A 24,631-nucleotide genomic window follows, 5' to 3' on the forward strand; every position below is an offset into this window, starting at 1 on the left:
ATTCACCAGTAAACTAAAAGATGTAATCCCCACCCCCATTAAATATGCATGGCTAAAAAAACGAAGGTTAATCCCCCCTTCGTTTTTTTGTCGTTCCCAATAGAACACTAGTCCCCCAGTCGCACATCTAATTCATAATCTCCCCTTTGGTTTTACTAAACAACTCATGATAAAATGGGGAAAAGATAGTGGCTGCATGCGTGATAAAGGAGGATAAATCGCTTGAGTAAAAAACTCGTTTTAATTGATGGGAATTCGATTGCTTATAGAGCTTTTTTTGCATTGCCTTTGTTAAATAATCAAAAAGGTATACATACAAATGCTGTTTACGGCTTTACGATGATTTTAATGAAAATTCTTGAGGAAGAAAAGCCAAGCCATATTCTTGTAGCTTTTGATGCTGGAAAAACGACCTTTAGGCATCAAACGTTTACTGAATACAAGGGTGGTAGACAAAAAACACCACCAGAGCTTTCTGAACAATTTCCGTTTATACGCGAACTGTTAGATTCATATGGGATCTCTAGGTATGAGCTTGAAAATTATGAAGCCGATGATATTATTGGAACCTATTCTCGCCAAGCAGAAAAGGACGGTTTTGAAGTTAAAGTTATTTCAGGGGATAAGGATTTAACTCAATTGAGTTCTGAAAACATCACAGTCTGTATTACAAAAAAAGGAATCACCGATATGGAGATTTATACTCCTGTACATATCCAAGAAAAATATGGACTAACTCCTGGCCAAATTATCGATATGAAAGGTTTAATGGGGGATTCCTCTGATAACATTCCAGGTGTCCCTGGAGTTGGAGAAAAAACAGCCATTAAGCTATTAAAGGAGTTTGATACGTTAGAACAGCTTTTGTCTTCTATTGACAAGGTGAATGGAAATAAATTAAAAGAAAAATTGGCAGAGTTCACCGAACAGGCGAAGATGAGTAAACAGCTTGCGACAATTACAACGGAAGCCCCTGTTGAATTAGAAATATCAGAAATGGAATACGAAGGATATCAAAAGGACAAGCTAGTCCAGCTTTTTAAAGAACTTGAATTCCAAACATTATTAGAGCGGATTGGAAACGACACAGAGGAGGAATCAACACAAGAATTACAAACGATTGATTTTGATGTCATTGAGGATGTAACGGAACAAATCCTAACCTGGAGAAACGGCTTTTTATATTGAAATTTTGGAGGAAAATTATCAGCATGGAAAGATCATTGGGCTTTCTCTTGCAAATGACAACGGGAATTATTTTATTACTTTAGAGAATGCCTTGAAATCCTCAACCTTTAAAGAATGGGCCGAGGATGAAACGAAGCAAAAAATTGTCTTCAATGCAAAACGAACTGAGGTGGCATTACGACATCATCATATACATTTAAGCGGGATTACATTTGATTTATTGCTTGCTTCCTATATTCTTAATCCGTCTGAAACGGGTAATGAGGTAGCTGCGATTGCCAAACGCTATGAATTTCATGATGTGATGACGGATGATCAAGTTTATGGAAAAGGGGCAAAACGCCAAATTCCAGAGGTTGATAAGCTTGCGGACCATATAGTTCGGAAAGCGTTCGCGCTGAAAATTCTATCAGAAAAGCTCGTTTTGGAATTAACAGAAAACCAGCAATATGAATTATTTACAGATTTAGAAATGCCTCTTTCACTCATTTTAGCCGATATGGAGTTCCAAGGAATCAAAATTGATGAAGACCGACTTCTTAAAATGGGAGAGGAGAACAATCATCGTCTAGCAAGTCTTGAAAGGAAAATTCATTTACTTGCAGGTGAGGAATTCAATATTAATTCACCGAAACAGCTCGGTATTATTTTATTTGAAAAATTAGGACTAACGGCAATCAAAAAGACTAAAACGGGATATTCCACTTCGGCTGATGTTTTAGAAAAGCTTGAACATCATCATGAAATTATTCGTGAAATCCTGCATTACCGTCAATTAGGGAAATTGCAGTCCACCTACATTGAGGGTTTGTTAAAGGTCATGGATCCGATCACGAAGAAAGTGCATACACGATTTAACCAGGCTTTAACCCAGACTGGAAGATTGAGCTCGACGGATCCTAACCTGCAAAATATTCCAATACGATTAGAGGAGGGGCGGAAGATCCGCCAAGCCTTTGTTCCATCTGAGCCAGGCTGGTTGATTTTTGCTGCTGACTACTCGCAAATTGAATTAAGAGTGTTGGCTCATATTGCCGAGGATCAAAAGCTAATTGAAGCTTTTAATGCAGGATTAGATATTCACACGAAAACCGCTATGGATGTATTCCATGTCGAAAAAGAAGAAGTGACGAGTAATATGCGTCGTCAAGCAAAGGCGGTTAACTTTGGTATTATCTATGGAATAAGTGATTATGGTCTTTCGCAAAATTTAGGGATTACAAGAAAAGAAGCAGGGCGATTTATCGAGCGCTACTTAGAAAGCTATCCAAGTGTAAAAGAATATATGGAAGAAATCGTTCAGGATGCCAAGCAAAAAGGGTATGTCTCAACATTGCTCCAACGTCGTCGTTATATCCCAGGAGATTACAGCACGTAATTTTAATGTCCGTAGCTTTGCGGAACGAACCGCGATGAATACTCCAATTCAAGGGAGTGCGGCTGATATCATCAAAAAGGCGATGATTGATATGGCAGCTAGACTAAAAGCTGAAGGAATAAAATCAAGACTATTGTTACAGGTGCATGATGAATTGATTTTTGAAGCTCCTGAGGAAGAAATTGAGATTTTGAAAAAAATTGTTCCAGAGGTTATGGAGCATTGCATCGAGCTGATGGTGCCATTAAAGGTCGATTATGCATACGGACCTACTTGGTTTGATGCGAAATAATCGTGGAGAAAGGTGGAAATAAAGCTTGCCAGAACTACCAGAGGTAGAGACTGTTAAGAGAACGTTAGAGGCCTTGGTCATAGGCAAAGAAATTGAGCGTGTTTCTGTTTTTTGGCCGAAGATGGTGAAGCGTCCCGATGAAGTGATCCAATTCCAGGATGCATTAAAGGGGCAGACAATTCATTCGATGGGAAGACGCGGTAAATTTATCATTTTTTACAGTGATGATTTTGCACTCGTTTCTCATTTAAGAATGGAAGGGAAATATGGTGTGTTCCAGGGACGAAGCCGGTTGAAAAGCATACTCATATCATTTTCCATTTTACTGACGGAACAGAACTTCGCTACAAGGATGTTCGTAAGTTTGGAACGATGCATTTGTTTCAAAAGGGAACGGAATTTGATCAAGAACCATTAGCAAAATTAGGCTTAGAGCCATTTTCCCCGCAATTTACAAAAGATTATTTGGCGCAAAAACTGTCAAAGACTAATCGAAAAGTAAAAGTACATCTGTTGGATCAAGGGACTGTTGTCGGTCTTGGGAATATTTATGTTGATGAAGCGTTGTTTCGGGCAAGGATTCACCCGGAGCGGATCTCATCGACTTTAACGAGCGCTGAAATTGAGGTGCTTCATGAGGAGATTGTTAGAACCTTATCAGAGGCGGTTGAAAAAGGCGGGAGTACGATTCGATCTTATGTTAATTCGCAAGGTCAAATTGGGATGTTTCAATTGGAGTTATTTGTTTATGGTAAAAAAGCAGAGCCGTGTCAAAGATGTGGTACTGAGCTTCAGAAAATAACAGTTGGCGGTCGGGGAACTCATTTTTGCCCGTCCTGTCAGAAAATATAAAGAACTTAAGAGCTTCATTTAACAATGGATGGGCTCCTTCCATATACTATCGTAGCGATTGACAGGAAGGAGCCCTATATTATGGCCCAGATGATCTCACTTTTTCTACTAGCGTTTGCTGTCAGTCTTGACAGTTTTAGTGTAGGCTTCACTTATGGTTTGCGGAAGATGAGGATACCGTTACTATCCATTTTAATTATTTCATGTTGTTCCGCTGGAATCTTAATTTTGTCGATGACGGTTGGGCATTTTATCGAAAAGCTGTTCTCACCGGATGTTGCCCAAAGCCTTGGAGGGATTGTTCTCATCTTGCTAGGGGCCTGGGTCTTATTTCAATTTTTTCGTCCAGAAAAAACAAAAGACCTACCTCATGATGAAAGTCCTTTGATTAATTTGGAAATAAAATCGTTGGGACTTGTTATCCAAATATTAAGAAAGCCAATGTCTGCCGATTTTGACCAATCTGGCACGATTACAGGTTTAGAGGCATTCATGCTCGGATTAGCTTTGTCACTCGATGCATTTGGGGCTGGAATTGGTGCAGCCATGTTAGGCTATTCACCTCTATATTTAGCCATCTCGGTTGCGGTCATGAGTTCATTATTTGTTTTTATGGGGATGAAATTAGGTGTGCTATTTGCACGATATGAGTGGATTCAAAAGTTTTCTTTTATCCCAGGTATATTATTAATCATAATTGGAATTTGGAAACTGTAGTAGTCAAAAGGGAAGGGAAAATATATGTCAGTCATTATTGGGTTAACTGGAGGAATAGCGAGCGGAAAAAGCACCGTTTCAATGATGCTGAAGGAGCTTAATATTCCGGTAATTGATGCAGATGAGGAAGCGCGCTTAGCGGTTGAAAAAGGTGAAAAAGCTTATTTGGAGATTGTCGCTTACTTTGGTGAAGAAATACTATTAGCGGATGGCTCCATTGATCGCCTTAAATTAGGAAGTATTATTTTTCCAAATGAAGATAAGCGTGCAATATTAAATAGTATCGTTCATCCAGCCGTGAGAGAAAACATGCTCCGAAAAAAGGAGCAGTATCTCATCGCAGGATATGAATTTATTGTATTAGATATTCCACTCCTATTTGAAAGTAAGCTAACGCATATGGTGGAAAAGGTCATTGTTGTATATGTGGATGAACAGACCCAACTGGCTAGACTAATGGAGCGCAACGGTTTTTCAGAAGAAGAAGCAATGGCGCGAATTGCCTCCCAGCTTCCGTTAAAAGACAAATTGACTTTGGCTGATGCTGTGATTGATAACAATGGTTCAATCGACGACACAAAAAAACAATTAATTAATATTTTAACAAATTGGGGTTTTACTAAATAGGATTGTAAAAGAGGAGCTTATTGTGGTGACTGGTTCTGTTAACTATCGCAAACATTAAATATGTAATGCAAAATGACCTTCAAATTTTATGCTAATTTGGAGGTCTATTTTTGTTGATATAAAAGGATTTCGATAAAAATTTTGGGAGAATTTATAGGGGAATTTGTATATTAAAATGTGGGGGTACAATTGCCAGTAAATAGTACCGCCGCAAAATACGCTGCAATTTACTGGCAAATGGGTATTAAGTTCAGGCTCTGTTGTATCTTAGTATCGACTTGACTAGAAACGAAAAATAAGGGAAGAAAATCCACTTAAATTGGGAAATATCCCCATTTCCCGAAAGATAAGGGAAGTTTTTCCCCTTATATGGTCCAAAGCCTTGAATTTTGTCCTATTTAAAGCCGTTAAAGGTAAATTCTTCCCTTATATCCACTTATTTAGCCTCCTCTATATACATTAGGGGAAAATTTTACGCTTATGAATTCTTATACCTACACAAAAACTTGTACGTTAGAAGGCAGAAATAATTCACAATCCAAAGCCCTTGCTAGTTCCAATGTTTTTTATTCTCTCTATCCTTACAAATTGTCCTACCTTTTATAGTACAAAAAAGGATTACATTTTTGTTTGCATTTTCCTGTGCATATAGATGTTTTGCAATAGGAAACGGAACCTATTATTATTTTGGCTCCTTTTTTTGTGTTTATTGTTTGCTTGTGTTCAACACATTCAATTTATTATGTAAGCATAATTAACGTAATTACTACTTTTAATTGTAAAACTTTTATAATTTCCGCATTTTATTGAGTACAAATTCGTTTTAATATGTTATACTAATTACAATAAAATGTTGAATAAAGTATAACATATTGCGAAAGGAGCCATAAAATGAAGACAAAGGTCGCGATTAATGGTTTTGGACGAATTGGAAGAATGGTATTTAGAAAGGCAATTCTTGAAGATGATATCGATGTGGTGGCGATCAATGCTAGTTACCCAGCAGAAACGTTAGCACATTTAATTAAATATGATACCACTCATGGCAAATTCCCTGGTGAAGTCATTCCAAATGACGATTGTCTTATTGTAAATGGAAAGCGTGTTCAGTTATACGCGAACCGTGATCCGAAGGAATTACCATGGGGCGCAATCGGAATCGATATCGTCATTGAAGCAACTGGAAAATTTAACGCACGTGAAAAAGCAGCATTACACTTAGATGCAGGAGCAAAAAAGGTCATCTTAACTGCACCTGGAAAAAATGAAGATGTAACGATCGTTATGGGTGTAAATCAAGACAAACTTGACATTGAAAAACACGATATTATTTCAAATGCCTCGTGTACAACGAACTGTTTAGCCCCTGTAGTGAAGGTGCTTGAAGAACAATTTGGAATTGTAAATGGTTTAATGACAACCGTACATGCCTATACAAATGACCAAAAAAATATTGATAACCCACATAAAGATTTGCGTCGTGCTCGTGCCTGCGCTCAATCCATCATCCCAACTTCTACAGGTGCAGCCAAAGCGCTTTCATTAGTGTTGCCACAAATGGCTGGTAAACTTCACGGAATGGCCTTACGGGTTCCAACACCAAATGTTTCATTGGTGGATTTAGTTGTGGACTTAAAAAGAGACGTAACGGCTGATGAAGTAAACTCTGCATTCTTAACGGCTGCTGCCATGTCCATTAAAAGGGATTTTAGATTTAACAGATGAGCCACTCGTTTCTGTTGATTTTAATACAAATGAACACTCAGCCATTATTGATGGTCTATCGACAATGGTTATTGGCAACAACAAAGTAAAAGTACTTGCATGGTATGATAATGAATGGGGTTATTCTTGCCGTGTAGTTGATTTATTAAAGCATGTAGCAAAAGTAATGGAGAATTCTCCCATAAAAGTTGGTTAATCAACCTTAATCTTTTTATCAAACTGCTTGCCGATTTTCGGTAAGCAGTTTTTTTTCGTCTTTTTTTGCGATTGTTTCTGGGAGCCCTTGTCCTAGCCACGTCTTTTTTATAAGATAGTATGTAGAATAAAGATGATAAAAATACCTTTAGGAATTGGAGCGCTGACGAATATGAAATGCCCTTCATGTCAACACCATAATACACGTGTTCTCGATTCTCGGCCTGTTGATGAAGGGAAGTCGATTCGCCGGAGACGTGAATGTGAACAATGCAGTTATCGGTTTACCACCTTTGAAAAAGTAGAAGAGATTCCGCTTATTGTCGTGAAAAAGGAAGGTACAAGAGAAGAATTTAATCGTGAAAAAATCTTAAGAGGTCTGATTAAGGCCTGTGAAAAACGACCTGTCGCCTTGAAAGAATTGCAGGACATTACTCATGATGTTGAAAAAGAACTCCGAAATCAGGGGGTTTCTGAAATAAAAAGTGACAGTATTGGCGAAATGGTTATGGATAGGCTGGCGAAAATTGATGAAGTAGCCTATGTGCGCTTTGCCTCTGTTTATCGCCAATTTAAAGATATTAATGTATTTATTGAGGAATTAAAAGAGTTAATTAAAAAGGAAATTTAACCCGAGCTAAGAGAACGATTTAGCTCTTCTTTTTTTACGAAAGGTATGATGCTCATGACCCAGCATTGGCAGGAGATAATTCCAATTGATCGTTATGTTGTAAACGCAAATGGATTACTCCATGAGTACGATCGGAAAGTACTGACATTTTTATATCAGCCATTGATTGGTGCTAAAAGCTTAAGCTTATATATGACGCTTTGGGGAGAGTTAGAAGAAAATCGCCTTTGGTCAAAGCCGAGCTCTCATCATCGATTAATGCTTTTAATGGACCTAAACCTAAACGAGATTTATGATGCAAGGCTAAGACTTGAGGGGATGAACCTTCTTACCACTTTAGTTCGTGATGAGCAAGAGGAAAGGGATTTCATCTATCAACTTAAACCACCACTTGCACCAGATAAGTTTTTTACAACGGATTTATTAAATATTCCTTTATATCGGAAAATTGGCGATCAACAATATGCTCGGATAAAACAATTCTTTAGTACAAAGCGGGCAGAGGGTATTAAAGGCTTTCAAAATGTAACGAAGGGCTATGAAGAAGTGTTTGAACTTATTCCTCCATCTGCTATGAACAGGTCACCAAATATGTTCATTGAAAAAGGGCAGGAGCACGTTAGTAGGAGGAAAAATGACGGGATTCAATTGGCCCATTCCTCTTTTAATTTTGAATTATTGACGGCAGGATTAACTGAAAACTTAGTACCAAAAAGTGCTCTAACAGAAGAGGTAAAGGAAGCGATTAGTCAGCTTGCATACCTATATGGAATTGACGCCATTCAAATGAAAAATATCGTAATCGATGCCACAGATCATAACGTGACCGATATTTCTGCTTTAAGAAAATATGCGAGGGATTGGTTCGAGTTTCACCATGGTGGACTGCCAACATTGGTGGACCGAACGCAGCCTGTTTTATATAAATCAATACAAACGGAACCAAACACTGAAGAAGAAAAGCAAATTTCTTATTTTGAAAACACCTCACCACGGCAAGTATTGCGTGATACTGGTGGCGGGGAGCCTTCAAAAGTTGATTTAAAGATTATCGAGGATATTCTATTTCAACAAAAGCTTCAGCCAGGGGTCGTAAATGTTCTAATTCAATTTGTCATGTACAAAATGGATATGAAGCTTCCAAAAAGCTATATTGAAAAAATTGCAAGTCATTGGGCCCGTAAAAAAATAAACAATGTTAAAGACGCAATGACGATTGCTAGAAGTGAGTATAAGGAATACCAGCAATGGGCTCCAAAGGATAATAATAATAAGAAAAAGACAACACAGAAAAAAGCGACAAGGACGGAATTGCTGCCTGATTGGTTTAATGAGACCGGCAATCAGAAACCGGCTGTTCAGGTCGACGAAGTCGATGATACTGATTTCGAAGCGAAAAAACGAGAGCTACAGGAAAAAATTAAGAATTTAAGAAAATAGGAGGTGAATCCTTCAATGGAAAATATTAAACAAACACTTAAAAGACTCGGGGCAAACGAGAGCTTTCAGCAGCGTTATCAAAAAATGCGCCAGGATATTATCAATAATCCGGATGTGCGGGCATTTTTAACTGAGCATCGAGATGAATTAACCAATGACATTGTTGAAAAAAGCTTAATGAAGCTCTATGAATATTCTACGCAAAGCAAGGAATGTCGTAATTGTGCGAGCCTTGATACGTGTGCGAATTTAATGAAGGGCTACCATCCAGAGCTTGTGATTAGACGAAATGTGATTGAAATTCAATATGATCGCTGTCCGCGCCAAGTCATGTATGATGAGAAGCGTAAAAATGAAAAATTGATCCAAAGCATGCATTTTCCAAAGGATCTGCTACATGTGACTTTTAAGGATATTGATGTAAACACAAACGGAAGATTACAAGCAGTTGAAAAGGCGTACCTCTTTGTTGAAGATTATGTAGCAGGTAAAAAGCAGAAGGGCCTGTACCTATATGGACAATTTGGCGTAGGGAAATCCTTCTTATTAGGTGCTATTGCCAACGAATTAGCCGCCCAACAGGTCCCTTCCATGATTGTCTTTGTTCCGGAGCTTTTCCGTGAGCTAAAAAATTCGATTGCCGATTCAACCTTAAATGAAAAGCTTGAAACGCTAAAAAAACAACCTGTGCTCATGCTCGATGATATCGGAGCCGAAACGATGTCGAGCTGGACAAGAGATGAAGTATTAGGTCCGATTTTACAGTACCGAATGCTTGAAAACCTACCTACTTTCTTTACTTCAAATTTTGATTTTCATGAGCTGGAGCATCATTTAACCTATACCCAGCGCGGTGAGGAAGAAAAAATGAAGGCGCGGAGAATTATGGAGCGCATTAAATATTTGACTGATCCCATTCAAATTGACGGACCGAACCGTCGTCAATAAATAATGATGTTAGTTTTAAGCCAGTGAAGTGTTCACTGGCTTATTTTTTATGTGCTGAATCGGTACGTTTGCTTCTATTTTTGGACATCCCCCCATATACATAGAATCAGAGATTTCAAAAAAAGGGGGAATTTGGTTGATTGAAATCCATTTTCAGCGGAGAGAGGATGCCATGCCTTTTTATCGCTTATTAAAAAAGAACCTATTAACCTCTCAACCTGACAATCATATTCTTCTTTCTGAGGACAGCACTATAATAAAAATCAAAACAGAGGCTTTGACTGACCAAGCCTTCGATGAAATAAAAAAACAATTTTATCACTTCATTCTTCATACAAAATGTGACGAATGGTTTCGTTCTATTATTACTGATCAGTTTTTTTATTCTGATGAGGAGGAAATTCAGCAAATCCTTGAAATCATCCATTCCATCTTAGAGGGAGAACGCAAGGAACTTGCTGAGCTTGTTAAAGACAGAGAAGAGAAAAATCTTTTAAAACAGGCAATTCATCAGGTGATGAAAAAGGAAATTGCGTTTTCATTCGATTCGTTTGTAACCTTTAGGTTGCGTGAATTTTTTTCCAGGCTAGAGAAGTATGTGGAGCTTTCAATAGACGAATACAAGCTGGAGCAGGAATATCAAATGTTTATTCAAACATTGCGTGATTTTGTTTCGACTCGGTCGGCGATGCTTCGTTGCTTGCATATTTTGATTGATGACGATGTGATGTTCTTTGATGAGCAATTCACAGAAATCAAGCGTATGCAGTTAACGAAGATGATTGACCGTAAGTTGCTCATCAATCATCCAGTCTATGTAGATTCAACAACGATTGCCCCCTTATTATCGATTGCTCCTAAATCCATTTACTTATACTCAAAAGAGCCCGAACAACCATTAATCCGTACAATTCGAAATATTTTCGAAGAGAGAGTATTAATCGAAAGTATTTCGCTCTTTAAGAAACGAAAGCTCGAGTGTATTGACAGTGAAAAAAGAATCCCTTGATTTTCCTAAAATGACACACTATAATTACGTACATAAAACAATAATCATTTTTGTGATGATAAGGACATGGGTATTCTTTTACGGTTTCAAGAGAGGGAAGACAGGGCTGGAAGCTTCCCAACACGAATCGAATGCTTACCACCTTTGAACTTCAGCTGTGAATGGGATGAAGCATAGGCTATAAGTCTTACTTTCATTAGTAGTAGCTGACGGCGCTGCCGTTACCAGAACCAAAGTCGTTTTCTGAATAGGTTGGCCGTTTGTGGCTAGATTCGGAAAAATGTGAACTAGGGTGGAACCACGTGTTTAATAAACTCGTCCCTTCTATAGGGACGAGTTTTTTTATTTTACCGCGCTAAAGCGGTGGGGGACAGTCCCCCATCGCGTTAAAGCGCTACATAAAAGAGGAGGAAAAATCAATGGCAGATGTTGTGAAAATTACGTTTCCAGATGGAACAGTAAAGGAGTTTCCTCAAGGAACGACAACAGAGGAAATTGCTGCTTCCATTAGTCCAGGACTAAAAAAGAAAGCCATTGCCGGTAAGCTTAACGGGCAAATGATCGATTTACGCCGTCAGATTGAAGAGGATGGAGCGATTGAAATCGTTACTCCTGAACATCAGGATGCATTAGAAGTGCTTCGCCACAGTACTGCTCACTTAATGGCTCAAGCCATAAAGCGTATATATAAAAACGTAAAACTTGGGGTTGGCCCAGTAATTGAAGGCGGTTTTTATTACGATATTGACTTAGAGCAATCGTTAACTCCAGAAGATCTACCTTTAATTGAAAAAGAAATGGCAAAAATCGTTAAAGAAAATATTGAAGTGGTTCGTGAAGAAGTGAGCCGCAATGATGCCGTTCAAATTTACAAAGAAATTGGCGATGAATACAAGCTCGAATTAATCGAAGCCATTCCTGAAGAAGAAACGGTTACTTTGTACAAACAGGGTGATTTCTTCGACCTTTGCCGTGGTGTTCATGTGCCATCAACAGGTAAAATTAAGGAATTCAAATTATTGAGCATTGCCGGTGCTTACTGGCGTGGAAATAGCGATAATAAAATGCTTCAACGAATTTACGGAACTGCTTTCTTCAAGAAAGAAGACCTTGCAGAGCACTTAAGACTTCTAGAAGAAGCAAAAGAACGGGATCACCGTAAAATCGGCAAAGAGTTAAATATTTTTACAAACTCGCAATTGGTCGGTCAAGGTTTACCATTATGGTTGCCAAAGGGTGCAACAATTCGTCGTATAATTGAGCGTTACATCGTTGATAAAGAAGTTAGCCTAGGTTATGATCACGTGTACACTCCAATCATGGGTAGTGTAGATCTCTATAAGACATCTGGTCACTGGGACCACTATCAAGAAGATATGTTCCCGGTTATGGATATGGACAATGAGCAACTCGTCTTACGTCCGATGAACTGTCCTCACCATATGATGGTTTACAAAAACTCCATTCACAGCTACCGTGAGCTGCCAATTCGTATTGCGGAGCTTGGAACAATGCACCGTTATGAAATGTCTGGTGCTCTATCAGGCTTGCAGCGTGTTCGCGGAATGACTTTGAATGATGCCCATGTTTTCGTCCGTCCAGATCAAATTAAAGATGAATTCAAACGTGTTGTAAACCTTATTTTAGAGGTATACAAAGATTTCGATCTTGGAGATTATTCATTCCGTTTGTCTTATCGTGATCCACAGGATACTGAAAAATATTTTGATGATGATGCAATGTGGGAAAAAGCGCAAAGCATGTTGAAGGAAGCGATGGATGATTTAGGTTTAGATTATTATGAGGCAGAAGGTGAAGCTGCATTCTACGGTCCAAAGCTAGATGTACAGGTGAAAACAGCTCTTGGTAAGGATGAAACATTATCGACTGTACAGCTTGATTTCTTATTACCTGAACGATTCGACCTTACTTATGTTGGCGAAGATGGCAAACCTCATCGTCCGGTTGTTATTCATCGTGGGGTTGTATCAACCATGGAGCGTTTTGTTGCCTTCTTAATCGAGGAATACAAAGGAGCCTTCCCAACATGGCTTGCACCAGTTCAGGTTCAAGTAATTCCAGTTTCTCCTGATGTTCATTTTGATTACGCAAAAGAAGTTCAGGCTCAACTTAAAGCAACAGGTTTCCGTGTTGAATTAGACGGCCGTAACGAGAAAATCGGCTATAAGATTCGCGAGGCACAAATGCAAAAAATTCCATACATGCTCGTGGTTGGTGATAAGGAAGTGGAAACGAAATCAGTGAACGTCCGCAAATATGGCGAACAAAATTCTGAAACTATTTCGTTTGAGCAATTTATTGCGGATTTAAAAGCGGAAGTGAATCGTTAATAGTAGAATTCACCAAATAGCTACCGCGTTACATGGTCAGATGGGCCGTGCTGCTTCATAAATAAGCGGTATGGCTCGTCGATGATGACCGTGTGTAAAGGCGTGTTTCTTTACTTTTAAAAAAAGTGCTTGTCAAAAGCCGAATTGTTTGTTAAGATTCTCTTTGTTGCTAAAAAAATTTCGGTTTGACACACTGTCATTCTTTGTGATATAGTTACTCTGGTAAATTGAATACGAGTTTGAGAAAAAGAAGAAGCACCCGCTTCTCACCTGATTGACGCTAAAGCGCTGTCGGCAGGTTTACGGATAAACATGACTGTTTTGTATTGTTTTCGTAAGTGTGGGTGAATTCATCCACACTTTTTTATTTGCATTATAAGCGGTTTTGTATGTGCCAATTCAACTTTGAGCGTAATCAAAAGGTGAGATTCGGTGTTAGGAAACAACTTCTCCGATTTTCTAATTCTTGATCCAAACGTTGTATTCGCTGAAAAAACCTTGGAGGTGTCTAACTATTAGCAAAGACATGTTGTTAAACGAGGGTATTCGTGCCCGTGAAGTTCGTCTCATTGACCAGAATGGCGAGCAGTTGGGGATTAAGACAAAAACTGAAGCTCTTGAAATCGCTGCACGCGTTAATCTTGATCTCGTTTTAGTTGCTCCGAATGCAAAGCCTCCAGTAGGCCGTATTATGGACTACGGAAAATTTAGATTCGAACAACAGAAGAAAGAAAAAGAAGCGCGTAAAAATCAAAAGATCATTACTACTAAAGAAGTTCGCTTAAGTCCAACAATCGATGAGCATGATTTTAATACAAAATTAAAAAATGCAATTAAATTCTTGGAAAAAGGCGATAAAGTAAAAGCATCAATCCGATTTAAAGGACGTGCGATTACTCATAAAGAAATTGGTCAACGTGTTTTAGTTCGTTTTGCGGAAGAGTGCAAAGAAGTTGCAACTGTGGAATCACATCCAAAAATGGACGGCCGTAGTATGTTTATGGTCTTAACACCTAAAAACGACAAGTAACAAGGAGGAAGCTCTAATGCCAAAAATGAAAACTCACCGTGGCGCTGCAAAGCGTTTCAAAAAAACCGGATCAGGTAAACTGAAGCGTTCACACGCTTATACAAGCCACTTATTTGCTAACAAATCTACTAAAGCAAAGCGTAAGCTTCGTAAAAGTGGAATTGTTTCTAAAGGCGATTTCAAACGCATTCGTTTCTTATTAACTAACATTAAGTAATCTCGAACGTATATAGGAGGGAAATTACATGCCACGTGTTAAAGGCGGTACAGTAACGCGCAAGCGTCGTAAAAAAGTTCTTAAATTAGCAAAAGGTTATTTCGGTTCAAAACATACTTTATATAAAGTAGCTAACCAACAGGTTATGAAATCATTACAATATGCATTCCGTGACCGTCGTCAGAAAAAACGTGATTTCCGTAAATTATGGATCACTCGTATCAACGCAGCTGCACGTATCAACGGTCTTTCTTACAGCCGTTTAATGCATGGTCTTAAGCTTGCTGGTATCGAAGTTAACCGCAAAATGCTTGCTGATCTTGCTGTAACTGATGCACAAGCATTCGCACAATTAGCAGATGCTGCTAAACAACAATTCAATAAGTAATTATTGATTAAAATGCCATTCTCGTTTTGCGAGGGTGGTTTTTTTGTTGTTTTGTTTTGGGGAGTGGATTCTTTCGGTGATTGTGCCCGTAAGCTGCGAAAAGAGGTGAGGAGGTAACAATCAACGCATGATCGTACCCGATAGCCCATGAAAAGAGGAGAAGAGGTAACGATCAAAATCTGATTGTACCCGCCAACCCTAGAAAACAGGAGGAGAGGTAACGATCAAAGTCTGATCGTGCCCGCCAACCCTCGAAAACAGGTGAAGAGGTAACAATCATCGCCAAAAAGCTCAATGCAAGACTCGCTACAAAATAAAATGTTAGATATAATAAGACGATTGGCCATGTCTCAAAAGTTTATAATTTTTCATCAAAATCCTACGTATCTTTTTCTTTGATTTAATCACATTGCACCAATCTGAGACCAATTTTACTGTGATTTTAATATCCGGAAAAAGGAATATTAATTCATTGACAGCGCGAGTGATTGCGGATTCAATATCTTCAAAATGCCCACATCTCTTACAAACCAGCTTGTCCTCTTTGTATTCGGTTGTTAAAGAATGACAAGGTCCACAAAGCATCCCCTTCGCTAGACTATCATAGCTATATTCCGGTATTTTCATGTTTTTTGAAACGTTAATATGATGAGATAGTATTTCTTCGGCGATCCGATAGTGTACGTCAGTTAATGTTGATGATGTCCTATTTAACTTATGGAGAAAACGCTTAAGTTGTGTTGGGAAAATAATCTGTTGATTTCTTGGGGCATGGTATAGGTGAAAATGAGGGTTAACAAAAATTAAATACGGCTTAATTGTAATTTGGATTCCAAGTTCCTTAGCAAATTGGCGAAATAATGTTTCGTTACGTTCCAATTGGATGAGTGGATTTTTTATATCAAATTTAGGAACGGCATACCATTTATTTTCCTCTATGTAAAAATCACCTTCAAAATTTTTGACTTCGAATTGGTATAATGTATTTTGTGAGAATAAAAAGGTATCGTTTTGAAATTCGTTGTTGTTTGATTCTAGGAGGATATCATTTAAGACGAGGCAGTTAAGCGAGAGGTTTGTGAGGAGTAGTTGGTCGAAGATTAGTTCACCAGCATAACCCTTTTCTAAATTAGAATAGTAAAGTCGTTCTTTGTCAGTTAACTTAAGTCTCGCGTTTAGAGACCTCATATACTTTAGTGTAACAGGAACGAGACGCTGTTTCAAAATTTCCATATTCCATCTCCAATCTTTATATTGATAGTTTTATTTTAGAAAAAATAAGAATGGTTTACAAGCAAGAATAAGGAGGTAAGAACTTTGAACATAATCATATGGATTTTAGTAATCATGAATGTTGTGGGATTCTTTTTAATGGGAGAGGACAAAAGAAGAGCCAAAAAGCACGAATACAGGATTTCGGAACGAACACTTTGGCTAACTGCGATCTTTGGTGGAGCCTTTGCGATGACGATTGCCATGTATTTCTTTCACCACAAAACTAAGCATATGGCCTTTAAAATTGGCTTTCCGCTCGTTTTCATAATCCAAGCAGTCGTTTCTATCTACTTTTTGTTAAAATAAAGATAGAGACTTAACCCATTTTTCGGGGATGCGTTAAAAGGTACACTCGTCATTTTCCTTGCAAAAGTCATTCAATATGAGAAAATTGCCACCTAGGCAAAATTAACAAAATGAGGAGCATTAAAATCAATGAATCTAGAAAAATTATTCACGATGCAAAAAGGCTTAGACAGCCATATTGAAGCACAACATAACCTGCAAGCAGAGGACTTGTTTGATCGCAAGGTCCTAGCACTCCTTGTTGAATTAGGAGAGCTCGCAAACGAAACTCGATGCTTTAAATTTTGGAGCTTAAAACCAGCATCCGCCAAGGAAGTAATCTTAGAAGAATTCGTTGATGGAATCCACTTTATTTTATCGCTCGGAATTGAAGCTGGATTTACTGAACAAATTAGCATTAGCGATGATGAACAGCAGAATCAATCAGAGTCGTTAACTGAACAATTTTTAGAGCTGTATCGCATCATCGAGGTGTTCAGAACAACGCGCTCCTTACAGGATTATCAAGCGCTATTTCAGGCTTCACTACATTTAGCTAAATTATTAGGTTTTTCGGCTGTCGAAATCGAACAGGCATATATTCAGAAAAACGAAGTAAATTATGAAAGACAGAAACAAGGGTATTAATCGGCACTTTTTACAATAGGGATGCCGTTTTGTATAATGAAGGACAACAATACTACATATTAAGGGAGTCGAACGACATGGCAAAATTTGATGAAACGTTAACAATGCTAAAGGACTTAACGGATGCCAAAGGAATTCCCGGCAATGAGCGCGAAGTTCGTGAGGTCATGACAAAGTACATAGCACCGTTTGCAGATGAAGTGACAACAGACAATCTCGGAAGCTTGATTGCGAAAAAGGTTGGAAAAGAGGGCGGACCTAAAATAATGGTGGCCGGCCACTTAGATGAAGTCGGCTTTATGATTACAAATATTGATGAAAAAGGATTTTTACGCTTTCAAACCGTTGGCGGCTGGTGGGGGCAGGTTATGCTGGCACAGCGGGTTACAATTGTAACAAGAAAAGGCGAGGTGACAGGTGTAATTGGTTCGAAGCCACCTCATATTCTGTCCGCAGATGCTCGCAAAAAGCCAGTTGAAATAAAAGATATGTTCATTGATATTGGTGCATCGAGTCGTGATGAAGTGAAGGAATGGGGCGTCAAGCCAGGCGATATGGTCGTGCCGCATTTCGAATTTACGGTGATGAACAATGAAAAAATGCTACTGGCCAAAGCATGGGATAACCGAATTGGCTGTGCCATTGCTATTGAGGTACTAAAAAGACTTAAAGGAACAGAACATCCAAACGTCGTTTATGGAGTCGGTACAGTGCAGGAGGAGGTTGGCCTTCGTGGTGCCAAAACTTCCTCGTATAAAATCGAACCAGATATTGCGTTTGGCGTAGATGTTGGAATTGCTGGAGATACTCCAGGGGTTTCAGAGAAAGAGGCGTTAGGCAAAATGGGTGCGGGTCCGCAAATTGTTCTTTATGATGCATCGATGGTATCCCATAAAGGCTTGCGCGACTTTATTACAGATGTGGCGGATGAACAGGAAATTCCTTATCAATATGAGGCGATGCCTGGTGGGGGAACAGATTCCGGTGCGATTCACCTGTCCCATAATGGCGTGCCAGCTTTATCAATAGGGATTGCAACGCGCTATATACATTCTCATGCTGCGATGCTTCATCGCGATGACTTCGAAAATGCTGTTAAATTGGTCGTCGAAGTGATTAAACGCTTGGATTGCGAGACTGTTGATCGGATTACCTATCAATAAAATAAAAAGAGGTTACTGTAATGAACTGCAGTAACCTCTTTTATATGCTCAGTTGTAAGTGCCCAAGCCGCTGCTTAAGTAAACGTCTTACTTCTTTAACCCACTCTCAAGCATCTGTAACATTTCAACACGATCATCCTCTGAGGCTGTTTGCCAAATTACTTCAAATAAAACGCCAAGACCAGGTAGCATCTTTTCCTCACCATTTTGAATCGCATCGACAATCGTGTCACGAAGCTCATCCTGTGAGTTCCCTGATACATTTTGTATAATAGCATGACGTAAATTTAAATTCATTTTTATTCGCTCCTTTATTATCCATTTCCATTACTACTCTAGCATTTGCGATAAAACGTTTTTTTATGTATCGTAATTAGGCTATAATATAGAAATTGAAATCGAAATTTAGAGGAGTGACCATTGTGAAGCACATTCACTCTGTTAAAAATCCACAGATAAAAGAATGGAAAAAGCTTTTAACAAAAAAAGAACGCGATAAAACGGGGACATTTTTAATTGAGGGCTTCCACCTCGTTGAGGAAGCGTTGAAAAAAGAAGGAGCCATCCTTGAGTTAATTATTCAAGTGGAAGTTGATATCCCTATGAAATGGGATGTTGGCGCAATTCCGATTACAAGTGTGACCGAGGATGTCATCAAAGTATTATGTGATACAGAGGCTCCACAAGGTGTAGTGGCAATTTGCCAACAAGAGCAAATGGATCGGACGAAAGTGTCAGGTAAAACATTCTTATTCATTGATGCTGTTCAGGATCCAGGGAATGTTGGAACGATGATTCGGACTGCAGATGCAGCGGGCATAGATGTGGTAGTCGTAGGGAAGGGCAGTGTCGACATTTATAATCCAAAGGTTTTGCGCTCGGCACAAGGTAGCCATTTTCATTTACCGATTATAACGGATGACCTTCAACCTTGGCTCGAAAAGCTCATACAAGCAGAAATACCAGGTATACGGGACAGCGCTTGAAAATGGACAGGTTTATACTGAGGTACTGCCATCAACAAGCTTTGCCTTAATTGTTGGAAACGAGGGCAGTGGCGTTAATAAAGACTTACTTGCTCAAACAACAAAGAATTTGTATATCCCAATTTTAGGTAAAAGCGAATCGTTAAATGTTGCAGTTGCATCGGGCATTTTACTTTACTACTTAAAAAAGGGCAGTTAATTTTCTAGAAACATTTGAATATGCTAGAAAAATATACTATAATTAACTGCAAATTGCATGAACAAAAAAACGATGATGGAGAAAAGTAGCTTATTGCCTGCCATTTAGGGAGAAAATGCCGTTGACTGCAAGCATTTTTATGGAATAAGGGTAAGTGAAGTTCACCTCCAGGAGTTGGCATTGGGACCAATTCATTAGTGTTTAGCCTAGGCGTCATTTTTCAGTCGCCGTTGAGCTAGTCGATTTCGCTTTTCGAATTGTAAAGATGTATCGGCCACAAGCCGTTATCGTAATGAAGCGAACAGGCTTATTTTTGCTTGTTAATAAGGGTGGTACCGCGAACCAAACCTCGTCCCTTTTTCGGGCACGGGGTTTTTTTGTGTTTGTGTTAATGTAAATTATTAATTTTTTTGCACAATGTTGATTGGAGCGGAAGGTGCGAGACTCCTGCCGGAGAAGGTGTCGCGGGAGACCCCACAGGCGCTAAAGCGCCGAGGAGGCTCCAGGACTCCCCGCTGGGTCGCTGAGCGCCTGGAGTGGAAATCAACATTCTAATTTAACACAACTTTTGTTAAAGAATGGTTTTGCTAAGAAGCAAAACGAAGTAAATAAAGGAGGAAGTACACATGCAGGAAAGATTACAGGAACTGCAAACTGAGGCTCTTGAAAAAATTGAGCAAGCTGCAAATTTGAAGGAGCTTAACGACATTCGTGTTTCATATTTAGGGAAAAAAGGTCCTATCACAGAAGTCCTTAGAGGAATGGGAAAGCTTTCTGCTGAAGAACGTCCAAAAATGGGTGCACTCGTCAATGAAGTGCGTGAGGAAATTGCAAGCAAAATCGAAGCAAAGCAACAACATTTAGAAGCAGCAGCAATCAACGAAAGACTTGCAGCTGAAACAATTGACGTTACCTTGCCTGGACGACCTGTTAAAACAGGAAATCACCATCCACTGACAAGAATTATTGAAGAAATTGAAGATTTATTCGTAGGCATGGGCTATACGATTGCCGAAGGACCAGAAGTTGAATCGGATTATTACAACTTTGAAGCATTAAATCTTCCAAAAGGACATCCAGCACGCGATATGCAAGATTCGTTCTATATTACAGAGGATATTCTGCTTCGTACCCATACGTCTCCAATGCAAGCGCGGACAATGGAAAAGAAACAAGGAAAAGGCCCTGTTAAAATTATCTGCCCTGGGAAGGTTTATCGTCGTGATAATGATGATGCGACACACTCCCATCAATTTATGCAAATTGAAGGACTTGTCGTAGACGAGAATATTCGTATGAGCGACCTAAAAGGTACACTTGATGTATTCGCAAAGAAAATGTTCGGTGAAGATCGTGAGATTCGCCTAAGACCTAGCTTCTTTCCTTTTACAGAACCATCTGTTGAGGTGGATATTTCTTGTAAAATATGTAGCGGTAAAGGTTGTAACGTATGTAAAGGAACTGGTTGGATTGAAGTATTAGGAGCAGGCATGGTGCATCCGAATGTACTGGAAATGGCTGGTTTTGATTCGAAAAAATACACTGGGTTTGCATTCGGAATGGGTGCAGAAAGAATTGCGATGTTGAAATATGGTGTTGATGATATTCGTCATTATTATACAAATGACATTCGTTTCTTAAAGCAATTCTCTTTACATGAATCATTATAAATAGGGGGACGTATTATTATGTTCGTATCATATAAATGGCTCCAGGAATATGTGGACCTAACTGGAATTTCAGCTAGTGAACTAGCCGATAAAATTACGAAAAGCGGAATTGAAGTTGAGGGTGTTGAAGTCCTTAATGAAGGAATGAAGGGCATTGTGGTTGGTCATGTTGTAGAACGTGAACAGCATCCAAATGCTGATAAATTAAGCAAATGCCAGGTCGACCTTGGTGGAGAAGCGCCTGTCCAAATCATTTGTGGTGCTCCGAATGTTGCAGCAGGTCAAAAGGTGGCTGTTGCGACCGTTGGTGCGGTTCTTCCGGGTAATTTTAAAATAAAAAAAGCAAAGCTGCGCGGAGAAGAATCGAACGGAATGATTTGTTCCTTGCAGGAGCTTGGAATTGAAAGCAAGCTAGTCGCTAAGGAATATTCTGAAGGGATCTTTGTTTTTCCGAATGATACTGAGGTTGGTCAAGATGCGTTGGCTATGTTGAACCGTGACGATCAAATCCTCGAGCTTAGCCTAACACCAAATCGTGCAGATGCATTAAGTATGCTGGGTGTTGCTTATGAGGTAGCTGCTATTTTAGGGAAAGAAGTAACATTACCACAAGCTCAAATCGAAGCTTCAGCCGAAAAAGCAGCTGATTATGTTAAGGTAACAGTTGAAGCAGAGGCTGATAATCCAATTTATACGGCAAAGATTATTAAAAATGTAAAAATTGGCCCATCGCCACTTTGGATGCAAACTCGTCTTATGGCAGCAGGTATTCGTCCACATAACAATGTTGTTGATATTACGAACTATATTTTGCTTGAATATGGTCAACCACTGCATGCGTTCGATTATGATCGCTTTGGTTCAAAAGAAGTGCTAGTTCGTCGTGCGCAGGCTGGAGAAGATATCATTACGTTAGATGATGTAAAGCGGACGTTAGCAGCTGATCATCTTGTCATTACAAACGGCTCCGTTCCTGTTGCATTAGCTGGTGTGATGGGTGGAGCGAACTCTGAAGTTCAGGCAGATACAACAACGGTACTGTTAGAATCGGCCTATTTTACTGGCGGTGTAATCCGCAAAGCATCGAAAGACCATGGCCTGCGCAGTGAAGCAAGCACTCGTTATGAAAAAGGTGTGGATCCTAGCCGCGTCAGAGCCGCGGCAGAACGAGCAGCAGCCTTAATCGCAGAATATGCTGGTGGGGAAGTTCTAGAAGGTACAGTTGAAGTGGATACGTATAAAGAGGGTCCAGCAGTTGTAGCGATTACCCTTGATAAAATTAATTCCGTTATTGGTACACAATTAACAATGGATGAAGTTCAAGATATTTTTAAACGACTTCAATTTGGAGTAGTTGTAGACAATGATTTATTAACGGTTACTGTACCTACTCGTCGTGGTGATATTACGATTGAAGAGGATTTAATTGAAGAAGTTGCTCGTCTTTATGGCTATGATTATTTACCAATGACATTGCCTATCGGTTCATCTAACCCTGGCTATTTAACAGATGTTCAGCAAAAACGTCGAGTAGTGCGTCGCTACTTAGAGGGTGCTGGACTGTATCAAGCTGTTACTTATTCATTAACAAGTGCTGAAAAGGCCGCGCAATTTGCGCTTGAAAAAAGAGAACCAATTCGCCTTGCAATGCCAATGAGTGAAGAGCGTAGTATGCTGCGCTTAAGCCTTGTCCCTCAGCTATTAGAGGGCTTAAAATACAACACAGCTCGTCAAAATGATAGCATTAGCTTGTATGAAGTCGGTGCGGTATTTTTAGCAAATGGAGCTGATGTATTACCTGATGAGCAGGAGCATGTTGCTGGGGCCATTACTGGACTTTGGCATTCACATTTATGGCAAGGAGAAAAGAAACCTGTAGATTTCTTCGTGCTAAAAGGAATTGTCGAAGGAATGTTTGCGAAACTAGGGCTTACGCAGCAGGTGGAGTATCGCCAGGCTGTACTTGATAATATGCACCCAGGTCGTACAGCAGCGGTATTGCTAAATGGTGTTGAAATTGGTTTTATTGGTCAAATTCATCCAAGCTTACAAAAGGAATTGGATTTGAAGGATACGTATGTATTTGAACTATCATTAAGTGCTATATTAGCAGCAACTGTTGAAGCACTAGCATATGAAGTAATTCCTCGTTTCCCATCGATTACAAGAGATATAGCACTCGTGGTTGATACGGAAAGGACAGCTGGTGAATTAGAGCAAATTATCATCGGAGCTGGCGGGGCATTGTTAAAAGATGTTCATGTCTTTGATTTATATGAAGGAGACAAAATGGAGCAGGGTAAAAAGTCGATTGCCTTCTCTTTGAAATACTTTGATCCAGAAAGAACATTAACAGACGAAGATGTAACAAAAGCACATGAAAAGGTGCTAGACGCTGTTAAGGAACAAGCAGACGCAGTATTAAGAGGATAATAACGAACGAAAGTCTGTAGGATGGAGGGACTCAAGCAATCATGTAAATGATTGAATTGAGTCCCTTTTTGTTGGGATTTGACGGATTATGGCTTTCCAGCCTATTCATCTTCATGTTATAGTATAGAGTAGGAATTTGTAGGAAAAGGTGGCAAAAACATTGTCAGGACCTGGGAAAAATCGAACAACAGTAGAAATATTTGGTCAACAATATACCATTGTTGGTACAGAGAGTAACAGCCACATTCGACTTGTTGCCTCGTTGGTAGACGAAAAAATGCGAGAAATTAACGCATCAAACCCGTCACTTGATAGTAGTAAGCTTGCTGTTTTGACTGCTGTAAATGCAGTTAATGATTTAATAAAATTAAAGAATTTATTTGAGCAATATGAGGAAGAAACTGAAAGGTAAAGGTCTAATACATGCTTGATCTTCTCATGATTATTTTATTCATTAGCGGTTTTTTCATTGGTTTAAAAAGAGGCTTTATTTTACAATTCATTCATTTTACTGGGTTTATTATTGCATTTATTGTTGCAAAAATGTATATGGCCGATTTAGCTGAAAAGCTGGTCCTGTGGATTCCGTATCCAAGCTTTAATTCAAGTGCACCTATTGAAATGATTTTTCAGGACGGAAACTTAGAGGATGCTTATTACCGAGGGATTGCCTTTGTTATCGTTTTTTTTGTGGTGAAAATTATTTTACAGGTGATCGGTTCTATGCTTGATTTTATTGCTCATTTACCAATTCTGAAGCAATTTAATTCTATGGCTGGCGGTATTTTAGGGTTCGTCGAGGTGTTCCTGATTACTTTTATTATTTTATATTTCGCTGCTTTGGTTCCAATTGAAGCAATTCAAAACGCACTACATAACTCTATTTTGGCAGAAAGTATGGTTAAACATACTCCGATACTGTCACAGGATATTAAAGAACTTTGGATTGATGTTAAACCATAACTTCTCTGGATCAGAGAAGTT

At 39.1% G+C, this 24,631-nt stretch carries 19 protein-coding genes, 4 pseudogenes and 2 other annotated features; of the genes and pseudogenes, 21 read left to right on the forward strand and 2 right to left on the reverse strand.

Annotated features, from left to right (window positions below; all coding sequences use genetic code 11):
- Positions 1-222 precede the first annotated feature (222 nt).
- The 13 genes and pseudogenes from polA to rplT all read left to right on the forward strand — a co-directional run bounded on the left by polA (position 223) and on the right by rplT (position 14,988).
- A pseudogene (gene polA / locus RGF10_RS05920) lies at positions 223-2,858 on the forward strand (DNA polymerase I).
- Between the two features lie 25 nt (positions 2,859-2,883).
- A pseudogene (gene mutM, locus RGF10_RS05925) lies at positions 2,884-3,710 on the forward strand (DNA-formamidopyrimidine glycosylase).
- An 81-nt stretch (positions 3,711-3,791) separates the two neighbouring features.
- Positions 3,792-4,427 (forward strand): sporulation membrane protein YtaF, encoded by a 636-nt coding sequence (gene ytaF / locus RGF10_RS05930; RefSeq protein ID WP_318508065.1) that lies wholly within the window; start codon positions 3,792-3,794, stop codon positions 4,425-4,427.
- A gap of 24 nt (positions 4,428-4,451) precedes the next feature.
- Positions 4,452-5,054, forward strand: a complete 603-nt coding sequence (gene coaE / locus RGF10_RS05935; RefSeq protein WP_318508067.1) for a dephospho-CoA kinase — start codon at positions 4,452-4,454, stop codon at positions 5,052-5,054.
- Between the two features lie 891 nt (positions 5,055-5,945).
- A pseudogene (locus tag RGF10_RS05940) lies at positions 5,946-6,975 on the forward strand (glyceraldehyde-3-phosphate dehydrogenase).
- Between the two features lie 171 nt (positions 6,976-7,146).
- Positions 7,147-7,605 carry a transcriptional regulator NrdR gene (gene nrdR / locus RGF10_RS05945; protein WP_318508069.1) on the forward strand — a complete coding sequence of 153 codons (459 nt, stop codon included), beginning with the start codon at positions 7,147-7,149 and terminating at the stop codon, positions 7,603-7,605.
- A 54-nt stretch (positions 7,606-7,659) separates the two neighbouring features.
- Positions 7,660-9,045 (forward strand): replication initiation and membrane attachment family protein, encoded by a 1,386-nt coding sequence (locus tag RGF10_RS05950; protein ID WP_318508071.1) that lies wholly within the window; start codon positions 7,660-7,662, stop codon positions 9,043-9,045.
- A 15-nt stretch (positions 9,046-9,060) separates the two neighbouring features.
- Positions 9,061-9,993, forward strand: coding sequence for a primosomal protein DnaI (gene dnaI / locus RGF10_RS05955; RefSeq protein ID WP_318508073.1), 933 nt, complete (start codon positions 9,061-9,063; stop codon positions 9,991-9,993).
- 136 nt (positions 9,994-10,129) lie between these two features.
- Positions 10,130-11,002 (forward strand): putative sporulation protein YtxC, encoded by an 873-nt coding sequence (ytxC, locus tag RGF10_RS05960; protein WP_318508075.1) that lies wholly within the window; start codon positions 10,130-10,132, stop codon positions 11,000-11,002.
- 419 nt (positions 11,003-11,421) lie between these two features.
- Entirely contained in the window at positions 11,422-13,353 is a 1,932-nt protein-coding gene (gene thrS / locus RGF10_RS05965) for a threonine--tRNA ligase (RefSeq protein WP_318508077.1), read from the forward strand.
- Positions 13,354-13,594: 241 nt separating this feature from the next.
- Positions 13,595-13,725 (forward strand) — a sequence feature (ribosomal protein L20 leader region).
- Between the two features lie 154 nt (positions 13,726-13,879).
- On the forward strand, positions 13,880-14,383 hold the full coding sequence (gene infC / locus RGF10_RS05970; protein ID WP_318508079.1) for a translation initiation factor IF-3: 504 nt from the start codon (positions 13,880-13,882) through the stop codon (positions 14,381-14,383).
- Between the two features lie 16 nt (positions 14,384-14,399).
- Entirely contained in the window at positions 14,400-14,600 is a 201-nt protein-coding gene (gene rpmI / locus RGF10_RS05975; protein WP_318508081.1) for a 50S ribosomal protein L35, read from the forward strand.
- A gap of 28 nt (positions 14,601-14,628) precedes the next feature.
- The gene (rplT, locus tag RGF10_RS05980; RefSeq protein WP_318508083.1) at positions 14,629-14,988 is read left to right on the forward strand and encodes a 50S ribosomal protein L20; all 360 of its coding nucleotides are present in this window, start codon (positions 14,629-14,631) and stop codon (positions 14,986-14,988) included.
- Between the two features lie 321 nt (positions 14,989-15,309).
- Here rplT and RGF10_RS05985 read toward each other — a convergent pair whose 3' ends face one another.
- Positions 15,310-16,221, reverse strand: coding sequence for a nuclease-related domain-containing protein (locus tag RGF10_RS05985; RefSeq protein ID WP_318508085.1), 912 nt, complete (start codon positions 16,219-16,221; stop codon positions 15,310-15,312).
- An 84-nt stretch (positions 16,222-16,305) separates the two neighbouring features.
- Between RGF10_RS05985 and RGF10_RS05990 the strand changes: the two genes are divergently transcribed.
- The 3 genes from RGF10_RS05990 to RGF10_RS06000 all read left to right on the forward strand — a co-directional run bounded on the left by RGF10_RS05990 (position 16,306) and on the right by RGF10_RS06000 (position 18,359).
- Entirely contained in the window at positions 16,306-16,569 is a 264-nt protein-coding gene (locus RGF10_RS05990; RefSeq protein WP_318508087.1) for a DUF1294 domain-containing protein, read from the forward strand.
- A gap of 129 nt (positions 16,570-16,698) precedes the next feature.
- Entirely contained in the window at positions 16,699-17,196 is a 498-nt protein-coding gene (locus tag RGF10_RS05995) for a dUTP diphosphatase (protein WP_318508088.1), read from the forward strand.
- A gap of 77 nt (positions 17,197-17,273) precedes the next feature.
- On the forward strand, positions 17,274-18,359 hold the full coding sequence (locus RGF10_RS06000) for a M42 family metallopeptidase (protein WP_318508089.1): 1,086 nt from the start codon (positions 17,274-17,276) through the stop codon (positions 18,357-18,359).
- Between the two features lie 87 nt (positions 18,360-18,446).
- On the opposite strand, the gene sspI is transcribed toward RGF10_RS06000, so the two are convergent.
- Entirely contained in the window at positions 18,447-18,656 is a 210-nt protein-coding gene (sspI, locus tag RGF10_RS06005; RefSeq protein WP_318508091.1) for a small acid-soluble spore protein SspI, read from the reverse strand.
- Between the two features lie 125 nt (positions 18,657-18,781).
- Between sspI and RGF10_RS06010 the strand changes: the two are divergent.
- The 5 genes and pseudogenes from RGF10_RS06010 (at position 18,782) to RGF10_RS06030 (ending at position 24,610) form a co-directional block, all read left to right on the forward strand.
- A pseudogene (locus RGF10_RS06010) lies at positions 18,782-19,544 on the forward strand (TrmH family RNA methyltransferase).
- A 63-nt stretch (positions 19,545-19,607) separates the two neighbouring features.
- Positions 19,608-19,904, forward strand: a binding site (T-box leader).
- Between the two features lie 266 nt (positions 19,905-20,170).
- Complete coding sequence (pheS, locus tag RGF10_RS06015) at positions 20,171-21,214, forward strand: phenylalanine--tRNA ligase subunit alpha (protein WP_318508093.1); 1,044 nt, start codon at positions 20,171-20,173, stop codon at positions 21,212-21,214.
- 18 nt (positions 21,215-21,232) lie between these two features.
- Positions 21,233-23,647 carry a phenylalanine--tRNA ligase subunit beta gene (pheT, locus tag RGF10_RS06020; protein WP_318508095.1) on the forward strand — a complete coding sequence of 805 codons (2,415 nt, stop codon included), beginning with the start codon at positions 21,233-21,235 and terminating at the stop codon, positions 23,645-23,647.
- A gap of 160 nt (positions 23,648-23,807) precedes the next feature.
- A complete protein-coding gene (gene zapA / locus RGF10_RS06025) occupies positions 23,808-24,059 on the forward strand; it encodes a cell division protein ZapA (RefSeq protein ID WP_318508097.1) in 252 nt (83 codons plus the stop codon).
- Positions 24,060-24,070: 11 nt separating this feature from the next.
- Positions 24,071-24,610 (forward strand): CvpA family protein, encoded by a 540-nt coding sequence (locus RGF10_RS06030; RefSeq protein WP_318508099.1) that lies wholly within the window; start codon positions 24,071-24,073, stop codon positions 24,608-24,610.
- The last annotated feature ends 21 nt before the right edge of the window (positions 24,611-24,631 follow it).

The organism is Bacillus sp. T3 (assembly GCF_033449965.1).
GTDB lineage: Bacteria > Bacillota > Bacilli > Bacillales > Cytobacillaceae > Bacillus_BU.